This is a genomic window from Desulfurispirillum alkaliphilum, assembly GCF_055378285.1.
Genome location: NZ_AP042405.1, coordinates 2245826 through 2260706, shown reverse-complemented (window position 1 = coordinate 2260706; position 14881 = coordinate 2245826). Strand labels below are relative to the sequence as shown.

Annotated in this window: 13 protein-coding genes and 1 other RNA gene; 2 read left to right on the top strand and 12 right to left on the bottom strand. The window is 53.5% G+C overall.

Annotation, left to right across the window (positions count from 1 at the left end; all coding sequences use genetic code 11):
- Nucleotides 1-6 precede the first annotated feature (6 nt).
- Nucleotides 7-2838: a hypothetical protein gene (locus ACZ46I_RS10165; RefSeq protein WP_464280708.1), complete on the top strand. Its 2832-nt coding sequence runs from the start codon at nt 7-9 to the stop codon at nt 2836-2838.
- A gap of 316 nt (nt 2839-3154) precedes the next feature.
- Here ACZ46I_RS10165 and ACZ46I_RS10160 read toward each other — a convergent pair whose 3' ends face one another.
- The 5 genes from ACZ46I_RS10160 to purH form a co-directional block, all read right to left on the bottom strand.
- Nucleotides 3155-3529: a desulfoferrodoxin gene (locus ACZ46I_RS10160; RefSeq protein ID WP_226507554.1), complete on the bottom strand. Its 375-nt coding sequence runs from the start codon at nt 3527-3529 to the stop codon at nt 3155-3157.
- 128 nt (nt 3530-3657) lie between these two features.
- Nucleotides 3658-5154, bottom strand: coding sequence for a lysine--tRNA ligase (gene lysS / locus ACZ46I_RS10155; protein ID WP_464280707.1), 1497 nt, complete (start codon nt 5152-5154; stop codon nt 3658-3660).
- 75 nt (nt 5155-5229) lie between these two features.
- Nucleotides 5230-5856, bottom strand: a complete 627-nt coding sequence (locus tag ACZ46I_RS10150) for a DUF2179 domain-containing protein (RefSeq protein ID WP_464280706.1) — start codon at nt 5854-5856, stop codon at nt 5230-5232.
- A gap of 92 nt (nt 5857-5948) precedes the next feature.
- Nucleotides 5949-7031: a flavodoxin-dependent (E)-4-hydroxy-3-methylbut-2-enyl-diphosphate synthase gene (gene ispG / locus ACZ46I_RS10145; RefSeq protein ID WP_013505966.1), complete on the bottom strand. Its 1083-nt coding sequence runs from the start codon at nt 7029-7031 to the stop codon at nt 5949-5951.
- Complete coding sequence (gene purH, locus ACZ46I_RS10140) at nt 7031-8584, bottom strand: bifunctional phosphoribosylaminoimidazolecarboxamide formyltransferase/IMP cyclohydrolase (RefSeq protein ID WP_464280705.1); 1554 nt, start codon at nt 8582-8584, stop codon at nt 7031-7033. Before purH ends, ispG begins: the two co-directional genes overlap by 1 nt.
- A gap of 79 nt (nt 8585-8663) precedes the next feature.
- Here purH and ffs point away from each other — a divergent pair.
- Nucleotides 8664-8763: signal recognition particle sRNA small type (gene ffs, locus ACZ46I_RS10135), an RNA gene on the top strand.
- Between the two features lie 2 nt (nt 8764-8765).
- Here ffs and ACZ46I_RS10130 read toward each other — a convergent pair.
- From ACZ46I_RS10130 to dnaK, 7 genes are all read right to left on the bottom strand, one after another.
- Nucleotides 8766-9083, bottom strand: a complete 318-nt coding sequence (locus ACZ46I_RS10130; RefSeq protein WP_013505968.1) for a hypothetical protein — start codon at nt 9081-9083, stop codon at nt 8766-8768.
- Nucleotides 9080-10060: a restriction endonuclease gene (locus tag ACZ46I_RS10125; protein WP_013505969.1), complete on the bottom strand. Its 981-nt coding sequence runs from the start codon at nt 10058-10060 to the stop codon at nt 9080-9082. Before ACZ46I_RS10125 ends, ACZ46I_RS10130 begins: the two co-directional genes overlap by 4 nt.
- Before the next feature lie 12 nt (nt 10061-10072).
- Nucleotides 10073-10459 (bottom strand): hypothetical protein, encoded by a 387-nt coding sequence (locus tag ACZ46I_RS10120; protein WP_464280704.1) that lies wholly within the window; start codon nt 10457-10459, stop codon nt 10073-10075.
- Nucleotides 10456-12273 carry a chemotaxis protein CheA gene (locus ACZ46I_RS10115; protein WP_464280703.1) on the bottom strand — a complete coding sequence of 606 codons (1818 nt, stop codon included), beginning with the start codon at nt 12271-12273 and terminating at the stop codon, nt 10456-10458. Before ACZ46I_RS10115 ends, ACZ46I_RS10120 begins: the two co-directional genes overlap by 4 nt.
- Before the next feature lie 11 nt (nt 12274-12284).
- The gene (locus ACZ46I_RS10110) at nt 12285-12890 is read right to left on the bottom strand and encodes a hypothetical protein (protein ID WP_013505972.1); all 606 of its coding nucleotides are present in this window, start codon (nt 12888-12890) and stop codon (nt 12285-12287) included.
- Nucleotides 12891-12916: 26 nt separating this feature from the next.
- Nucleotides 12917-13297, bottom strand: a complete 381-nt coding sequence (locus ACZ46I_RS10105) for a chemotaxis response regulator CheY (protein WP_013505973.1) — start codon at nt 13295-13297, stop codon at nt 12917-12919.
- Between the two features lie 84 nt (nt 13298-13381).
- Nucleotides 13382-14881: a molecular chaperone DnaK gene (dnaK, locus tag ACZ46I_RS10100; RefSeq protein ID WP_013505974.1), complete on the bottom strand. Its 1500-nt coding sequence runs from the start codon at nt 14879-14881 to the stop codon at nt 13382-13384.

Below are 14881 nucleotides of genomic sequence, written 5' to 3'. Positions count from 1 at the left end.
AATTCCATGTTCCGAGTCCTGCCTGCCCTTGTGTTTCTGCTGGTTTTCAGCATAATACGGCCCCATGCCAGTGCTGCCATCACGCCAGACCCCTGGGTTTCCTGGCAGACCCTCCGTACCGCCCATTTCACCATCCACCACGCGCCAGAGACCGAAACATTCGCCCGGCAGACAGCTGCACTGGCCGAAGAGATTCACCTGCGCCTTACCCCGTTTTTCAACTGGCAACCCACTCGACCCACGGAAGTTGTCATCACCGATTCCACCGATTTTCCCAATGGTTTTGCGTCGGTATTTCCCTCCAATCGCATTGTCATTTACATGGCGCCGCCTGACGCCATCGATGGGCTGGAGAATTCTGGAAACTGGCTGGAGACCCTGCTTCTGCATGAATACACCCATATACTCCATATGGATAAGGTGCGCGGCCTGCCCCAGGGGCTCAGACAGGTATTCGGCAGAAATTTCCTGCTCTTTCCAGCCTATCTGCAACCGCTATGGGTGTTGGAAGGACTGGCCATTCACCACGAGTCCGATCACATGCTTCGTACGGGGCGGGTTTTCAGCAGCTACTCCCACATGCAGATGCGTCTGGAAACCATGGCCGGCATCAAGGATCTTCACCAGGTTAACCAGCCCATGGTCCAGTGGCCCGGGGCCGCCACACCATACCTCTACGGCACCCACTTCTTCCGGTTTCTTCACGAGACCCGGGGTGAGGATTCCATCAGAGCCTATGTGGAAGATTACAGTGGGCAGATTTTGGATATCACCCGACTGCAGGGAGCGGCGCGTCGTGCCTATGGCCAGAGTATGAGCCACTTGTGGCAGGAGTTCGACCTGTGGCTGCAAGAACAGTATACGGAGCAACTGGCGTCCCTGGAGGCCCGTGGCCTTCGCGAGGGGAATCGCATCAGCCATTTCGGTTACTTCACCGGCGGAACCGCCTCCCTCCAGGATGAGGTTTACTTTGTTCGGCACGATGGACACCAGCGCCAACAGCTTATGGCCTATGATGTCAAACGCGCACAGTTGCGTTCGGTGGCACCGGTGCGCAGCAGCCGTTTCAGTCTCCATCCAAAATTCGGCATTCTGATCACACAGCCTGCAATCTGTAATAACCGCAACTGGTATATGGATATTTATCATATTGATCCAGACAGTGGACATTCAACGCGCCTGACCAAGTGCCAGCGCTACCGGTATGCCACCCTGACTCACGATGCAGAACATATCATTGCCGTGCAGCACCAGGCTGGCCAGAGCAGTCTGCACCTCCTGAACCGCGATGGAGTACTGCTTCGGGAGCTGTGGCAGGGAGAACCTGGCGAAGTTCCCGCCCACATGGTACACCATCCCCACGAAGACTGGCTGCTCATCTCCATGTGGCGCCAGCAGCAGGGCTGGAATCTGGAGCGGTTTGATCTGCGAACCGCCCAGTGGACTCCCCTTATCCGCAGGGCAGGCATTCAGGCTCATCCGCACTTTGATCACGACGGCTCCCATATCCTATTTTCCAGCGATAGTGATGGTATTTACAACATCCACCAGTATTCCCTCGAAAGCGGAGAAACCACTGTATTGACTAACGTTCGCGGTGGTGCTTTTCATCCGGCGCGTACCGACGCAGGCCTCTTCTATATCGGCTTCCATTCCGGTGGCGCCGATCTCTACCACATCGCCGATCCCTCGCCACAACGACATCACTCGGAAGCAACTCCTGAACGACCTCAGCCAAGGAGTCAACCCGATCTTCATCTGGGCAGCGTGTCTGCCTATAGACCCTGGCAGGGGCTGCAGCCACGCTGGTGGTTCCCCGTAGCACTTTTCGATGATGATCACTCCGAACTCGGCTTCATCACTTCTGGTGAAGACGCCCTTGGCCGTCACCGCTACGCACTGCAGGGGTCCTATGACTTTGAGCATGAATGGCTGCTTGGCCGGGCGGAATATGAGTATCGGCGCTTCTGGCCGCATTTCTCCCTGGGTATTGACCGTTCGGCAAGCCTGCGCCGCAATAATGATGGTGATGTGGTTGGTGCCCGCAAAAGCCAGCATGTGCAGGCAGAAACCATGTTTCCTTTCCTGCGCACAGATTGGCGCAGCAGTGTCCACCTTGGAGTCAGTCGCAAGGATTTCCACGAACGCTCCCGCCATGCGCTTTACCCCTCATCGCCAGATCGCGTCGATGAAAGTATTGGCCTGGCCCTGCACTCCAGCAATGCGCAACAGCATTTCCGTCAGATACTTCCATCACAGGGGCGCACACTGCTGGTGGTCGCTGAGGACAGTTCCGCATTCTCCGGTGACTTTCGCGGCAGAACCTACACTGCCAGCTGGAAAGAGTATCTCGCCCTGACTCCATCGCATCGACAGACCCTGCATATCAAAGGATATGTGGGTTGGGGTGATGATGACCCGGTCCCGTTTCAGCTCGGTGGCAGTACCGGCAGCAGTGGCAGTCTGCTGGGTTCTTCGGTATTCCTTCGACGAGGATACCCTTTACGGGGATACCCCGAGGGACTGCAGCACCTGCATGGCCGTCGTATGGTCCTGGGCAGCCTGGAGTGGAACTTCCCCCTCGCGACCATTGAGCGGGGCTTTATTACGCCACCGCTTGGCGCTGGCCAGGTATGGGGAACTCTTTTCGCAGAGCAGGGTGCTGCCTGGAATACCGGCAGCTCGCCACAGCAGTACTCCCGCAGTATTGGCGCGGAAATTCATGGTGACCTGTTCGTTTATTATCATCTGGGAATACGTACCACCCTTGGTGTCGCCAGGGGGCTGGATGAGGGGGGAGAAGATCGCGTCTATCTCAGAGCGGGGCTTGGATTCTGAAAGATGAAGGTTCCTGGCGAAATGCGTTGCCTTGGCCTGTGTCTTTACGGGCTTTACGTAAGGAGCTCTGACGCTCTCGCTCTCATGTGCAGAAAGAAGAAAAGCGGTGGGATTCCCACCGCTTTTCTTTCGTATTCTTTCTTTACGAGAATCGTAACCATTCACAGCTACCCTGCGTTTGTTTCAGCAGGAGCCCAGTATTCCGAGAGCGAGCCCGGATGGCGAGCGGCAGAGACGTTGGTCCTCGGACGAAAGTGAGCGTCTCTGGGAGGAATGCTGGCGCGAGTACCAACACACCGTAAAGAGTTACCGAGAATCAGGCTTTCCAGAGACCGTGCAGGTTGCAGTACTCCCTCACGATAATATTGTCATCGGTAATGGGGAAGGTGGCCTCGGGTTTCTGACCGGGTTTCAGGAACTGAACGTAGAACGTGTCGCCCGCGATAACCTCTATCCACTCTATGTAATGCTTGTCTTCCATAGGGTGCTCAACACTGCCCACGCTGACCTTGATGCCACCGTCAATCTTTTCCACCACAGGTACATGTTTTTCCTTGGCGGCATCAACAGTATTTTCCACCATGAGAACCATGGGCTGTCCGCAGCAGGCAAGCGGACCGTTTGATGCGTGAAAAACCTGGGTGATATTGCCGCACACTTCACACTTGTACACTTCAAATCGCTTTGCCATATAAGCCTCCATGAGGGTTTGTGGTTACTGAAGTCTCTTCACTGGGCAGAATTATCGGAGCTGTTTGTGCAAAATGCAAGGACTTCTTGGTAAGCCCTGAAGGGGCTTCTGCTTATGAAGCCCTCACCTCAGATATGCTCAGGGCGCATATGGGGGAAGAGTATGACATCACGTATCGTCTGTGCATTCGTCATCAGCATCACCAGTCTGTCGATACCCATGCCTTCGCCGGCCGTGGGCGGCAACCCGTATTCCAGGGCGCGGATATAGTCCAGATCCATGTCGGTGGCTTCTTCATCGCCAGACTGCTTCGCTTCGACCTGCTTCAGGAATCGCTCATACTGATCCACCGGGTCATTGAGCTCTGTGAACCCGTTACACAGCTCCCAGCCAGCCACAAAGAGTTCAAATCGCTCGGTGATATCGGGATTGTCCTGATGCGATTTCGCCAGCGGACTGATCTCCTTGGGGAAGTCCACGATAAACGTCGGCTGAATCAGTTTACTCTCCACAAGTTCTTCGAACAGGGCAAAGAGAATGCGCTCATGGGACATATGCTCCCCGTCGACACCCAATTCCTTGAGCAGCCGCTGGAGGCTCTGTACATCCTCAAGTTCTGCCTCCGTGAGGTGGGAATACTGCAACAGGGCCTGGCGAATGGTCAGCCGGGGAAAGGGCGCCTGCAGGCGAATCTGGTGTTCACCGTATGTGATGGTGTCGCTGCCAAGCAACTGTCGGGTCATGGTACAGAGCATGTCTTCGGTCAGATCCATGAGGTCGTGGTAAGTGGCGTAGGCCTGATACCACTCGATCATGGTGAACTCTGGATTATGTTTCGGCGATATGCCTTCATTGCGGAAGTTTCGATTAATTTCAAATACCCGATCAAAACCCCCTACCACCAGGCGCTTCAGATAAAGTTCCGGCGCGATGCGCAGATAGAGATCCATATCCAGGGTATTGTGATGGGTCACAAAGGGTTTGGCAGCAGCTCCGCCCAGGAGAGGATGCATCATGGGTGTTTCCACTTCCAGATAGTCACGGGCGGTGAAGTAGTCGCGGATAAACTTCACGATGCGCCCGCGCATGAGAAAACGCTCCCGTGACTCCTCGTTCACCATAAGATCCACATAGCGCTGCCGGTAACAGGTTTCCCGATCCTTCAGCCCGTGCCATTTCTCCGGCAGTGGTCGCACGGCCTTGACGAGCAGACGACATGTGGTGGCATGCAGTGACAGTTCATCGGTCTTTGTGCGAAAGGGAAAGCCACAGACTTCGATGATATCGCCCACTTCGATTTTCTTGAACTGTCCAAAGGCGTCACTGCCGATATCATCTCGGGCCACATAGGCCTGTACCGAACCGGTACGGTCGCGCAGTTTCACAAAAGCGGCCTTACCGAAACTCCGCAAAGCCATTATCCTGCCGGCAATGGTATAGCGAGGCAGACTCTCCCTGGTATCCTCGAGCTGCTGTCTGTCCTGTTCACCATGGGCATGGTGGATGGTGACAATATCCGTATTACGCTCACTGCGACCACTGTAGGGGTTAACACCCATCTCCTGCAGCTGGCTCAGCTTCAGTTTGCGCTGTTCTATCTGTTCATTGGAATCCTGTTCCATCATGTGTCCGGTACTCCTTCTCTGGCTGTTTCATAGGGGCATACTATCGCAAAAATGAGGGAAAATCACCCTTTGAAATCAGGGGGCGACCACCTGCTCCTTCACCGTCTGACGACGCAAGGCAACAGGGAGCAATGACTGCAGACCCATGGCACTGCGGGTGGCACCATGGGGTAAGCCGCTTTCACTGACAAAACGCAGATCTTCTATGGTGTAACAGGCCCGAGGGTTAAACGTCTTGATGATTTCAAGTACCCGGGGCAGTTCACGTCTGCGTATGGTCGTGAAGATGACCTTGACATCGCCGAGCTCTCCTTCAGCGTCCACATGGGTGACATGATAGCGGGACTCCTTCAGGTAGTGCACCAGTTCTGTGGCATCGCGCCGGGTGATGACACGCACCAGGCTGTACCCCAGGCTGATACGCTCCTCAATGATAATGCCAAGGTAGTTTCCCACAGTAAAGCCAATGGCGTAGGCCATATAGTTGGCGATATTTCCCATGTTCGACATGACCTGAGTGATGGCGGCCAGCCAGATAATGACCTCGATAAACCCCACCAGTGGAGCCAGGTATTTCATTCCCCGGGAGACGAACATGATACGGATGGTCCCTACGGCTACCTCCACAACTTTCGCAATCATGATAAGCAGTGGCAGAAGCAGTGTCGAAAACCAGGAAAAGGTGAAGGAGAGTTCGTCCATGGAGGTGCCCCCGGCAGGGAAAATCCCAAGGGTTTAGTACCACCACCCAAGGGTTTGAGATTGGACGATATATGGCTTTTCGCTCTGAAAAATCAAGCAAAATCGGAGGGGGCGGGGAAATCCTTATGAATCAATGCCAAGAGGGTTTCCACCAGCTGATCCTCGGGAAACCAGCCCACCACCTCACCATGGTGCATGACCAGCCCCCGGCCCTTGCCCCCGGCAATGCCATAATCGGCTTCACGGGCTTCACCGGGGCCATTGACCGGACAGCCCATCACCGCGACGGTAATGGGGTGGGGGATATGCTGCAGCGCTTCTTCCACACGGTTTGCCAGGCTGACCAGATCAACCTCGACCCGACCGCAGGTCGGGCAGGAGACAAAGTTGACCCCCTCTCTGCGCAGACCCAGGGATTGCAGGATCTTCCGGGCCACACGGATTTCGCGGACGGGGTCAGCAGTCAGTGAGACGCGGATGGTATCGCCGATACCTTCAGACAGCAGGCCACCGATGCCAATGGCGCTTTTGACAGTACCGCCGAATTCCGTGCCGGCTTCGGTGACTCCCAGGTGGAGGGGATAGGGAACCTTTGACGCTATCAGCCGATATGCCTGCATGGTGGTGTAGACATCACTGGCTTTGAGGGAAATCTTCATATTGCGGTAGTTGAGCTTTTCCAGCAGCGCGATATGGCGCAGACCACTCTCCACCATGGCTTCTGGGCCAGGGTGCCCGTGGCGCTGCAGGATATCCTTCTCAAGGCTCCCCGCATTGACGCCAATGCGAATCGGCACATTGCGGCTGCGCGCCTTTTCCACAACACTGGCAATGCGCTCCGCAGAACCGATATTTCCAGGGTTGATGCGTAACCCGTGCACTCCAGCATCAAGCGCGCGCAGGGCAAAGGTATGGTTAAAGTGGATATCGGCAACTACGGGGAGAGGCGAAAGGGGAACCAGCTCCGCCAGACTGTGGGAGGACGCCTCGTCGGGAACGGCGACGCGTACGATATCGCAGCCGGCAGTGGCCAGCTCGCTGATCTGTGCCACTGTTGCACGGATATCCGTGGTCCTGGTTGTGGTCATACTTTGAATGGAAACGGGGGCAGAGCCCCCGACCTCAACCTTGCCGATCCACAGTGATGGTGTCTGACGTCTCTGAATCGACATCATCAGTGCCGGAAGTGACGCATGCCAGTCAAAACCATGGCGATGCCATGCTCATTGCAGGCAGCGATAACTTCTTCGTCCCTGACCGAGCCACCTGGTTGAATGATGGCCTTCACGCCAACAGCGGCTGCGGCGTCAATGCTGTCACGGAAGGGGAAAAAGGCGTCAGATGCCATCACCGTATCTTCGATCGGCATCTGCGCGCGCTGCACTCCCAGGCGGCTTGAGTCGACCCGGCTCATCTGGCCAGCGCCCACGCCGACCAGTTGACCATCATTGGCGTAGACAATGGCGTTGGACTTGACGTGTTTGCACACTTTCCAGGCAAAGATGAGAGCGCGGTACTGCTCGGCCGTCGGCTTGATTTCAGTGGCGACCCGACAGGTTTCAATATTGTCGATCATGCCGAGGTCGCGATCCTGCACCAGGAATCCGCCGGTAACCTTGCGCACGAATTTCTCACGATCACGTTTCGCGTCAAGGGTGCCAGTCTCCAGCAGACGGATGTTTTTCTTGCGAGTGAGTATTTCCAGAGCCTGCGGGGTAAAGGAAGGTGCGATAATAATCTCCACAAAGAGCTGAGCCATTTCGCCGGCAGCTGTCTCGTCTATGGGGCGATTGGCGGCGATCACACCACCAAAGGCGCTGACGGGGTCAGTTGCGAGCGCTTTTGCATATGCCTCGGCTATGGTCCCAGCGGAAGCAACACCGCTGGGGTTGGTGTGTTTGATAATGACGACAGTGGGCAGTTGGAACTCTTTAACCAGTTCCAGAGCCGCGTCAGCGTCAATGATGTTATTGTAGCTGAGTTCCTTGCCATGCAGCTGCCTGGCGGTCGCCACACTGGCCTCACTACGGAAGGGATCGCCATAAAAAGCGGCCTGCTGGTGTGGATTTTCGCCATAACGCAGGTCCTGCAGTTTCGCCCCGCTCATTACCCAGGTGTCTGGAAAGTCCACAGACTGCTCTTCATTGAAATATCCGCTGATGATGGCGTCATAGCTGGCAGTGTGCAGGTAGACCTTACGGGCAAGATTCCTGCGCGTATCAAAGCTTACCACTCCAGTGGATTCAACTTCAGCCTGCAGGGCAGTATAGTCGCTTGGGTCCACCACGACTACCACATCCTGATGATTCTTGGCGGCACTGCGCAGCATGGTCGGCCCACCGATGTCGATGTTTTCAACGGCTTCCTCGTAGGTGCAGCCCTTTCTGACTGTCTGTTCAAAGGGATACAGATTGACCACCACCAGGTCGATGGGGTCGATGCCGTGGTCCTTCATCTGCTGACGATGCTCAGCGTTATCGCGCATGCCCAGAATGCCGCCATGTACCTTCGGATGAAGGGTTTTCACACGACCATCAAGCATTTCACGGGTTCCAGTATAATCGCCAACTTCCACTACGGGAATTTCGCTCTGCTGCAGCAGTCTGGCAGTGCCGCCTGTGGAAAGTATCTGTACTCCTCGACTATGGAGAAACCGGGCCAGCTCAACAATGCCGGTTTTGTCGGAGACACTGATGAGGGCACGGGAAATCTGAACATTTTTCTGCATTGCGTTTCTACTCCTGAATTTTTCTATGGGGAGACCTTGCGGCCCTGATATGCCTATGGTATGTTGCACGCGACCTGTAGGGAAGATCCCCTGCGGCGCAAGACTCTGAACCTCGTCAGGTCCGGGAGGAAGCAGCGATAAGGGGTAATTTGCGGGTGCCAGGGGTCAATCTTCCCTCAGGTCACTGCTGTTTTGAGCCACCAGGGCCCAGAAATTCGTTAAGACGACTGTCAAATGTCCCGTAGTCATCCTGAAAACGGAACTCACCATCGGGGCTCTCCTGTGACTCCACCACCGTGGAAAGTTCCTGCAGTTTTTTTTCTATTTCCGCGCTCAGACGTGAAGCCAACTCCAGGTAGTCTGCGCTCATATTGAGCTTTCTGCCAACCTTGATGTCACCATCCCTAAGCTGCTCACGCAGATTCTGGGACTCATCACGGAGAAAAACTACTGTCTGCAGCAGTCCATGGATCTGTTTCTGGAGTTCTGCACGGGTCATGTCTTGGACACCAGTATGGCCATCAGCAGCAGGATCCCCACCACATAGCCCACCAGGACGATATTGCGGAACTTTTCCCGACGCTTGACTTCCTTTTCCTTCTCTTCCAGGTACTCCACCAGCTCCTTGTTCACCGCCGTCAGCTCATTATCAAGTTTCGTGATATTGGCACGATAGTCTTCAATGTCCTCCAAGGGTTCCTCGTAGAGCGTTCCCGTGACCAGCAGGATGACGTTTTCCAGCACCCGTTCCGCCATATCACGACTGAGTTGCGCCACATCGGGCACCTTGTACTTCATGAGGTCGAAGTAGAGGCCTTCAAGTTTTGTGGTCAGGGACTTCAGGCGCTCGGAATCATTCTTGTCCACGGATTCCGGGTCGATTTTCAGGGCGGTGGCCAGAATAACTTCGATTTCCGACTTGATGCGCAGCCAGACATTGAGCCATTCCTTCACTGTAACCGGTGCGAGATCAATAGTGTATTCAGTTTCAAGTTTAAGTATCAGGGTGCGTCCATAGGGCACATTTGGGCGCTTGCGGCGCTTCTTGATGCTTTCCTGCTCTTTTTTGCGCCTTTCATCTTCTTCGGCGATCTCATTGGCGAGTCGAACGATTTCATCGGCTCCTATCAGTTCGACTTCCGAGTTATCGGCGTGAAACTGCAGTTCTTCCGAGAAGTTACAGTTACTGACAATAAGAACCTTGTTGGTGGCTTCGCGGATCGTCCAATGGGATGTCCCGTTCAGGAACTCCATATCGAGAACGTCATCTTCCCCGGTATTGCGCTTGTACCGTATGACAAACTTCCCCATATAGGGTTTTTTGCGTCCCTGGGCGATGTAGATACGCTCGTTGTTGCCAAAATCAAGGCTTTCATTGATGGAAAAGCCAATATGTCGCAGCAGACGACTGATCAGGAACTCAAATTCGCCTTCGCTCATCATTATCAGACTGTCAGAGGTTACGCGCTTAACCATGAGTGCTCCATGTTACCGATACCATTGTCGATCCTTGGCCAATCTGCCTTTGCCTCGATTTTGCGCTTGCCCGGGATCAAGGGGAAGGTAATTGGCCGGGCCGAGGCCCTCTTGCTCCACCAGTTGCTGAAAGGTTGACAGGTTATTGTTGGGAGCCTGGATCGAGTAAAGAGGGTATACATTGATAAAGGCGCTTTCACCACCATAATGATGAAAGTATGACATGGGAGGAAGGTGTGAGAGAGTGCGAAAGGGTACACCCTCCACCGGATAAACTTCCAGAAGAAAATATTTCGTGGTTCGATAGGCACTGGCTTCGTGAAAGCTGCCGCCGCCAACCAGAAGCACGGCCAGGACAGCACAGAGCTTCAGCATGTCACGGCGCTTCAGCGATTTCATGATGCGGCACCTTCCGCTGCCATCTCAATCATGGAGGCCACATCGACGATGAGATTCACCCTACCATCACCCATGATGGTAGCACCGGTTATGCCAGGGGTCCCCTTGAGATAGTCGCCGAGGGTCTTAATGACGATTTCCTCCTGCCCCAGCAGTGTATCGACAATCAAACCAATACGCCGCTCCGCGAGCCCGAGGATGACAATATAGACGTCGTTTTTTTCTTCTGTAGGCACATCGAAAATGCCGGACAGCTTTACCAGGGGGACCACTTCATCACGTAATCGCAGCACTTGTTTACGTTCGATGGTTTTAATTTCTCCTCTGGTGACTTTGACCGTTTCAACCACCGACACCAGGGGAATCGCATAGCTTTCGTCGGATACACCCACCAGAAGCACTTGAATGATGGCCAGGGTAAGGGGGATTTTGATCGTAAAGGTGGAACCTTTGCCAAGGTCTGTATCGATGACAATCAGACCATTGAGTTTTTCAATATTGGTACGCACCACATCCATACCAACACCGCGTCCACTGACATCTGTAACCTTGGCGGCGGTAGAGAAACCCGGCGCAAAGATCAGGTTCAGCGCCTCGGTCTTGCCCATGCGACTGGCTTCGGCTTCGGTGATGACGCCTTTTTCAACAGCCTTGGCCTTGATGACATCGGCATCTATACCCTTGCCATCATCCTTGATTTCGATGACGATATGGTTCCCTTCATGGAAAGCTGAAAGGTGTACTTTCCCCGTTGCGGGTTTGCCAACCGCCTTGCGCTCTTCCGGTGTTTCCACCCCATGGTCGCAGGAGTTGCGGATCAGGTGAACCAGAGGGTCTCCGATCTCTTCAACCACAGACTTGTCAAGTTCGGTATCTTCGCCAGTGATGATGAGTTCGATGTCTTTTTTCAATTCGCGGGAGAGATCGCGCACCATCCGCGGAAACCGATTGAACACTTTACCAACAGGCAGCATGCGTGTCTTCATGACCGCCATCTGAAGCTCGGTGGTGATCAGGCTCAACTGGGCACTGGTCTCACTGAGGGCTTCCACATGCTCGTTATCACGATCAGACTCCATCTGGCTGGTAAGCTGAAGTATGCGGTTACGTCCAAGAACCAGCTCTCCAACCAGATTCATAAGCGCGTCCAGGCGGTCTACATCGACACGGATCGTCTGTTCACCTTTTTTTCGATCATCGGCAGCTGCCTGCTTGGGAGCGTTCTTGGCAGCGGGAGCCGGGGGTGGAGTTTTTTTGGTGGGTTCAGACGCTGGGGCAATGGGGTGGGGATCAGCAACCGGAGCAGTTGCGGCAACTGCCGCAGCAGGGCGGGGCGACACAGCGGGTGGAACTGCAGCCGTTTCTTCGGCTGGCAGAGTCTGGGGCGCTGGCGGCGTCTCATGGTCCAGAACGACTTCGCCTTCTTTGCCTTCGGTAATCAGGTGCAATCGCTCGACAACCCCGCTGATATCCTGCTGGGAGTCGCCACGGCCAGAGCGAATATCCTCAGTGATGCTCTTCACCAGATCAAAGGCTTCCAGCAGAATATCCATGGTATGGGGATTCATGACAAGATCGCCCTTGCGCAGTTTATTCAAAACATCTTCAGCATGGTGAGTCAGCTCCGCCATGGTGGTAAAACCCAGAAATCCGCTGGTGCCCTTTACCGTATGGGCGCAGCGGAAAATGGCGTTCAGGAGGTCGTAATTATCCGGACTGTTTTCAAGCTCGATAAGATCCTGGTCAAGCTTTTCCAGCAGTTCGTCTGTCTCGACCAGAAAGTCCTCGATAATTTCTGTATCTTCGTGTCCCATTGCTCCCCCTGTCAGAGTCCGAATTCAGCGAGAAGTTTATCGACCAACCCCTGGTCATCTGCTGATGTTTCTTCTTCACGTTTCAACAGTTGAGGTGCGGCCCCATGGCTTTGCCTCAACGAAAGTACGGCTGCCAGCTCGTCAACACGGGTCTGCATGTCACCGACAAGTTTGCTGAGCCTGTCAACCTTCTGATGAGTAATATCCTGGAATTCCAGGGAACTCATCATGTCATATATTTCGTCCTGATTCTGCTGGTTCAGTTCCTCTATTTTCTGAAAATGAATACCATAATCACTCTCAGAAGCCACCGTCCGTTCCAGCAGATCCTTGACGCTGTTAAAGCGATCAAGCAATTGCTCACTGGATGACATAAGGTGCACTACTGAGTCTTCCGTGATGGAAACGATCTCTTCAAGGGATTTCTCCATCACTGGTATATCGTGTAAACAGGATGACATCACCGGCGCTATAGGGTTGAGCTTCTGACAAAGCCTGTTCAGCTTCTCAACTATGTGTGGCTGCAGGTGGGTGGTGTCCCTGGTGACGTGTTTCAAGTCTCCATCAACCATCCGTTGCAGAATAGACACCAGCTCCCGTCGTGTTTCGCTATCCATGGGAGGCATCCTGAACGTGGGTCATTTTACAGTCCCAGTACCTTGGATATTTTCTCTTCCAGGGTCTCAGGAGTAAAGGGTTTGACAATGTAATTATTCACGCCTGAGCGCAGAGCTTCGAGAATATCTTCCTTGGCGGCTTCCGTCGTGATCATAAGAATAGGCAGGTGTTTGTACTCTTCATTGGTACGGATCGCCTTGACAAACTGAAGCCCGTCCATTTCCGGCATATTCCAGTCGGTAATCACGAGATCCACCTTGTTTTCGCCCAGTGCTGCAAGGCCAGTCACACCATTGTCAGCTTCAATGATATCCTTGAAGCCAAGGCGGGTAAGCGTATTCTTGATGATACGCCTCATAGTGGAAGAATCATCTACGGTGATGATCTTTATATCCTTGCGATCCATCTAATCCTCCATTACTATAATTTCGAAACATTTTGATGCATTTTTTTAAGAGGATACTATAATAAACTCTTCAGAAAAAGGCAATTATTGTGCATTTCGCAGCACCTTTTTTTCTATGAAACGGACCTGTGATCGCATCTGAATCTCAGATATCCGATTAAAATCCTTGATGTTAATCTCCTGCCGGTTGCGCGTATCCAGATCTATGGCGGAAACAGACACGATACCGTCGACATCAATATTAAAGGTCACTTCAATGCGAGGCTCCCCCTTGGCTGCCATGCGTATGCCTGTCAGTTGAAATTTTCCCAGGGAGATATTATTGGAGGCACGTTCACTTTCACCCTGCAGAATATGCACCTCCACCACATTCTGATTATCGCTGATGGTAGTGAAGACTTTGGAGTTTGAGCAGGGAAGAGCGGTATTGCGGTTGATGATGGGGATAAATCTGTCACCCTCGGTTTCAATCCCCAGGGTCAGCGGAGTGATATCAACCAGTATAAGATCCTTGACATCACCTTCTATGATACCTGCCTGCACCGCAGCGCCCAATGCAACGCACTCGACGGGGTTGACATTTTTTGAGACAGGCTTCCCGGTAAATTTTTCTATGGTTTTCTGCACCAGTGGCACGCGCGTGGTACCTCCGACCAGTAATGCCCGCGAAATATCTTCGGGTTTGAGACCAGCATCATTGAGAGCCGCTTCGGCGGGAGGGATGAGCTGCGCCACGATGGGTTTGATGATCTCATCAAACTGTGCCCTGTTTATGGTGACTTCCAGGTGCTTCGGTCCGGTATTGTCAGCAGTGATAAAGGGTATGTTAATAGTGACTTCCGAAACTTCCGAGAGCATGATTTTTGCTTTTTCAGCGTCCTCGCGAAGTTTCTGCATGGCCATTTTATCCTCGGTGAGGTCAATGGAGTGCTGACGATAAAACTGCTGTGCGATGTGCTGTATCAGGGCGCTGTCCAGATCATCACCACCAAGGTGGTTGTTTCCGGAGGTGGCCAGCACTTCCACAACACCATCGCACACTTCAAGGATAGAAATATCGTATGTTCCTCCACCCAGGTCAAAAACAGCGATGATTTCATGGTTCCCACGATCAATACCGTAGGCCAGTGCTGCCGCTGTAGGCTCGTTAATAATACGCGCCACTTCCAGCCCGGCAAGGCGTCCGGCATCCTTCACCGATTGCCGCTGCTGATCACTGAAGTAGGCGGGGACGGTAATGACAGCGCGCTGAATTGGCATACCAAGGGCTTCTTCCGCTTCACTGCGCAGTTGGCGTATGATCATGGCGGCTATCATCTCAGGACGATAGCGTATGCCATCTATGGTTGAAGTGAAGCTTGTCCCCATATGGCGTTTGATGGAGAGAAAGGTTCGTTCACTGTTGATCACGGCCTGATTCTTTGCAGTATTGCCGATCAGAGCACTGCCATCTTTCTGAAATGCCACAGCACTCGGGGTCAGGGCCTCCCCGGAACTGTTGGGGATAACCACTGGTCTGCCACTGTCTATATAGGCCACCACCGAGTTGGTCGTGCCAAAATCTATGCCGATAATTTTTGACAT

What these genes read in the sequence shown, in the direction of transcription:
- ispG (WP_013505966.1), bottom strand. Translation starts at nt 7,031, where the DNA reads ATGATGTCGATTCAGAGACGTCAGACACCATCACTGTGGATCGGCAAG.
- purH (WP_464280705.1), bottom strand. Translation starts at nt 8,584, where the DNA reads ATGCAGAAAAATGTTCAGATTTCCCGTGCCCTCATCAGTGTCTCCGAC.
- dnaK (WP_013505974.1), bottom strand. Translation starts at nt 14,881, where the DNA reads ATGTCAAAAATTATCGGCATAGATTTTGGCACGACCAACTCGGTGGTG.
- ACZ46I_RS10130 (WP_013505968.1), bottom strand. Translation starts at nt 9,083, where the DNA reads ATGACCCGTGCAGAACTCCAGAAACAGATCCATGGACTGCTGCAGACA.
- ACZ46I_RS10125 (WP_013505969.1), bottom strand. Translation starts at nt 10,060, where the DNA reads ATGGTTAAGCGCGTAACCTCTGACAGTCTGATAATGATGAGCGAAGGC.
- ACZ46I_RS10160 (WP_226507554.1), bottom strand. Translation starts at nt 3,529, where the DNA reads ATGGCAAAGCGATTTGAAGTGTACAAGTGTGAAGTGTGCGGCAATATC.
- ACZ46I_RS10150 (WP_464280706.1), bottom strand. Translation starts at nt 5,856, where the DNA reads ATGGACGAACTCTCCTTCACCTTTTCCTGGTTTTCGACACTGCTTCTG.
- ACZ46I_RS10105 (WP_013505973.1), bottom strand. Translation starts at nt 13,297, where the DNA reads ATGGATCGCAAGGATATAAAGATCATCACCGTAGATGATTCTTCCACT.
- ACZ46I_RS10120 (WP_464280704.1), bottom strand. Translation starts at nt 10,459, where the DNA reads ATGAAATCGCTGAAGCGCCGTGACATGCTGAAGCTCTGTGCTGTCCTG.
- lysS (WP_464280707.1), bottom strand. Translation starts at nt 5,154, where the DNA reads ATGATGGAACAGGATTCCAATGAACAGATAGAACAGCGCAAACTGAAG.
- ACZ46I_RS10165 (WP_464280708.1), top strand. Translation starts at nt 7, where the DNA reads ATGTTCCGAGTCCTGCCTGCCCTTGTGTTTCTGCTGGTTTTCAGCATA.
- ACZ46I_RS10115 (WP_464280703.1), bottom strand. Translation starts at nt 12,273, where the DNA reads ATGGGACACGAAGATACAGAAATTATCGAGGACTTTCTGGTCGAGACA.
- ACZ46I_RS10110 (WP_013505972.1), bottom strand. Translation starts at nt 12,890, where the DNA reads ATGGATAGCGAAACACGACGGGAGCTGGTGTCTATTCTGCAACGGATG.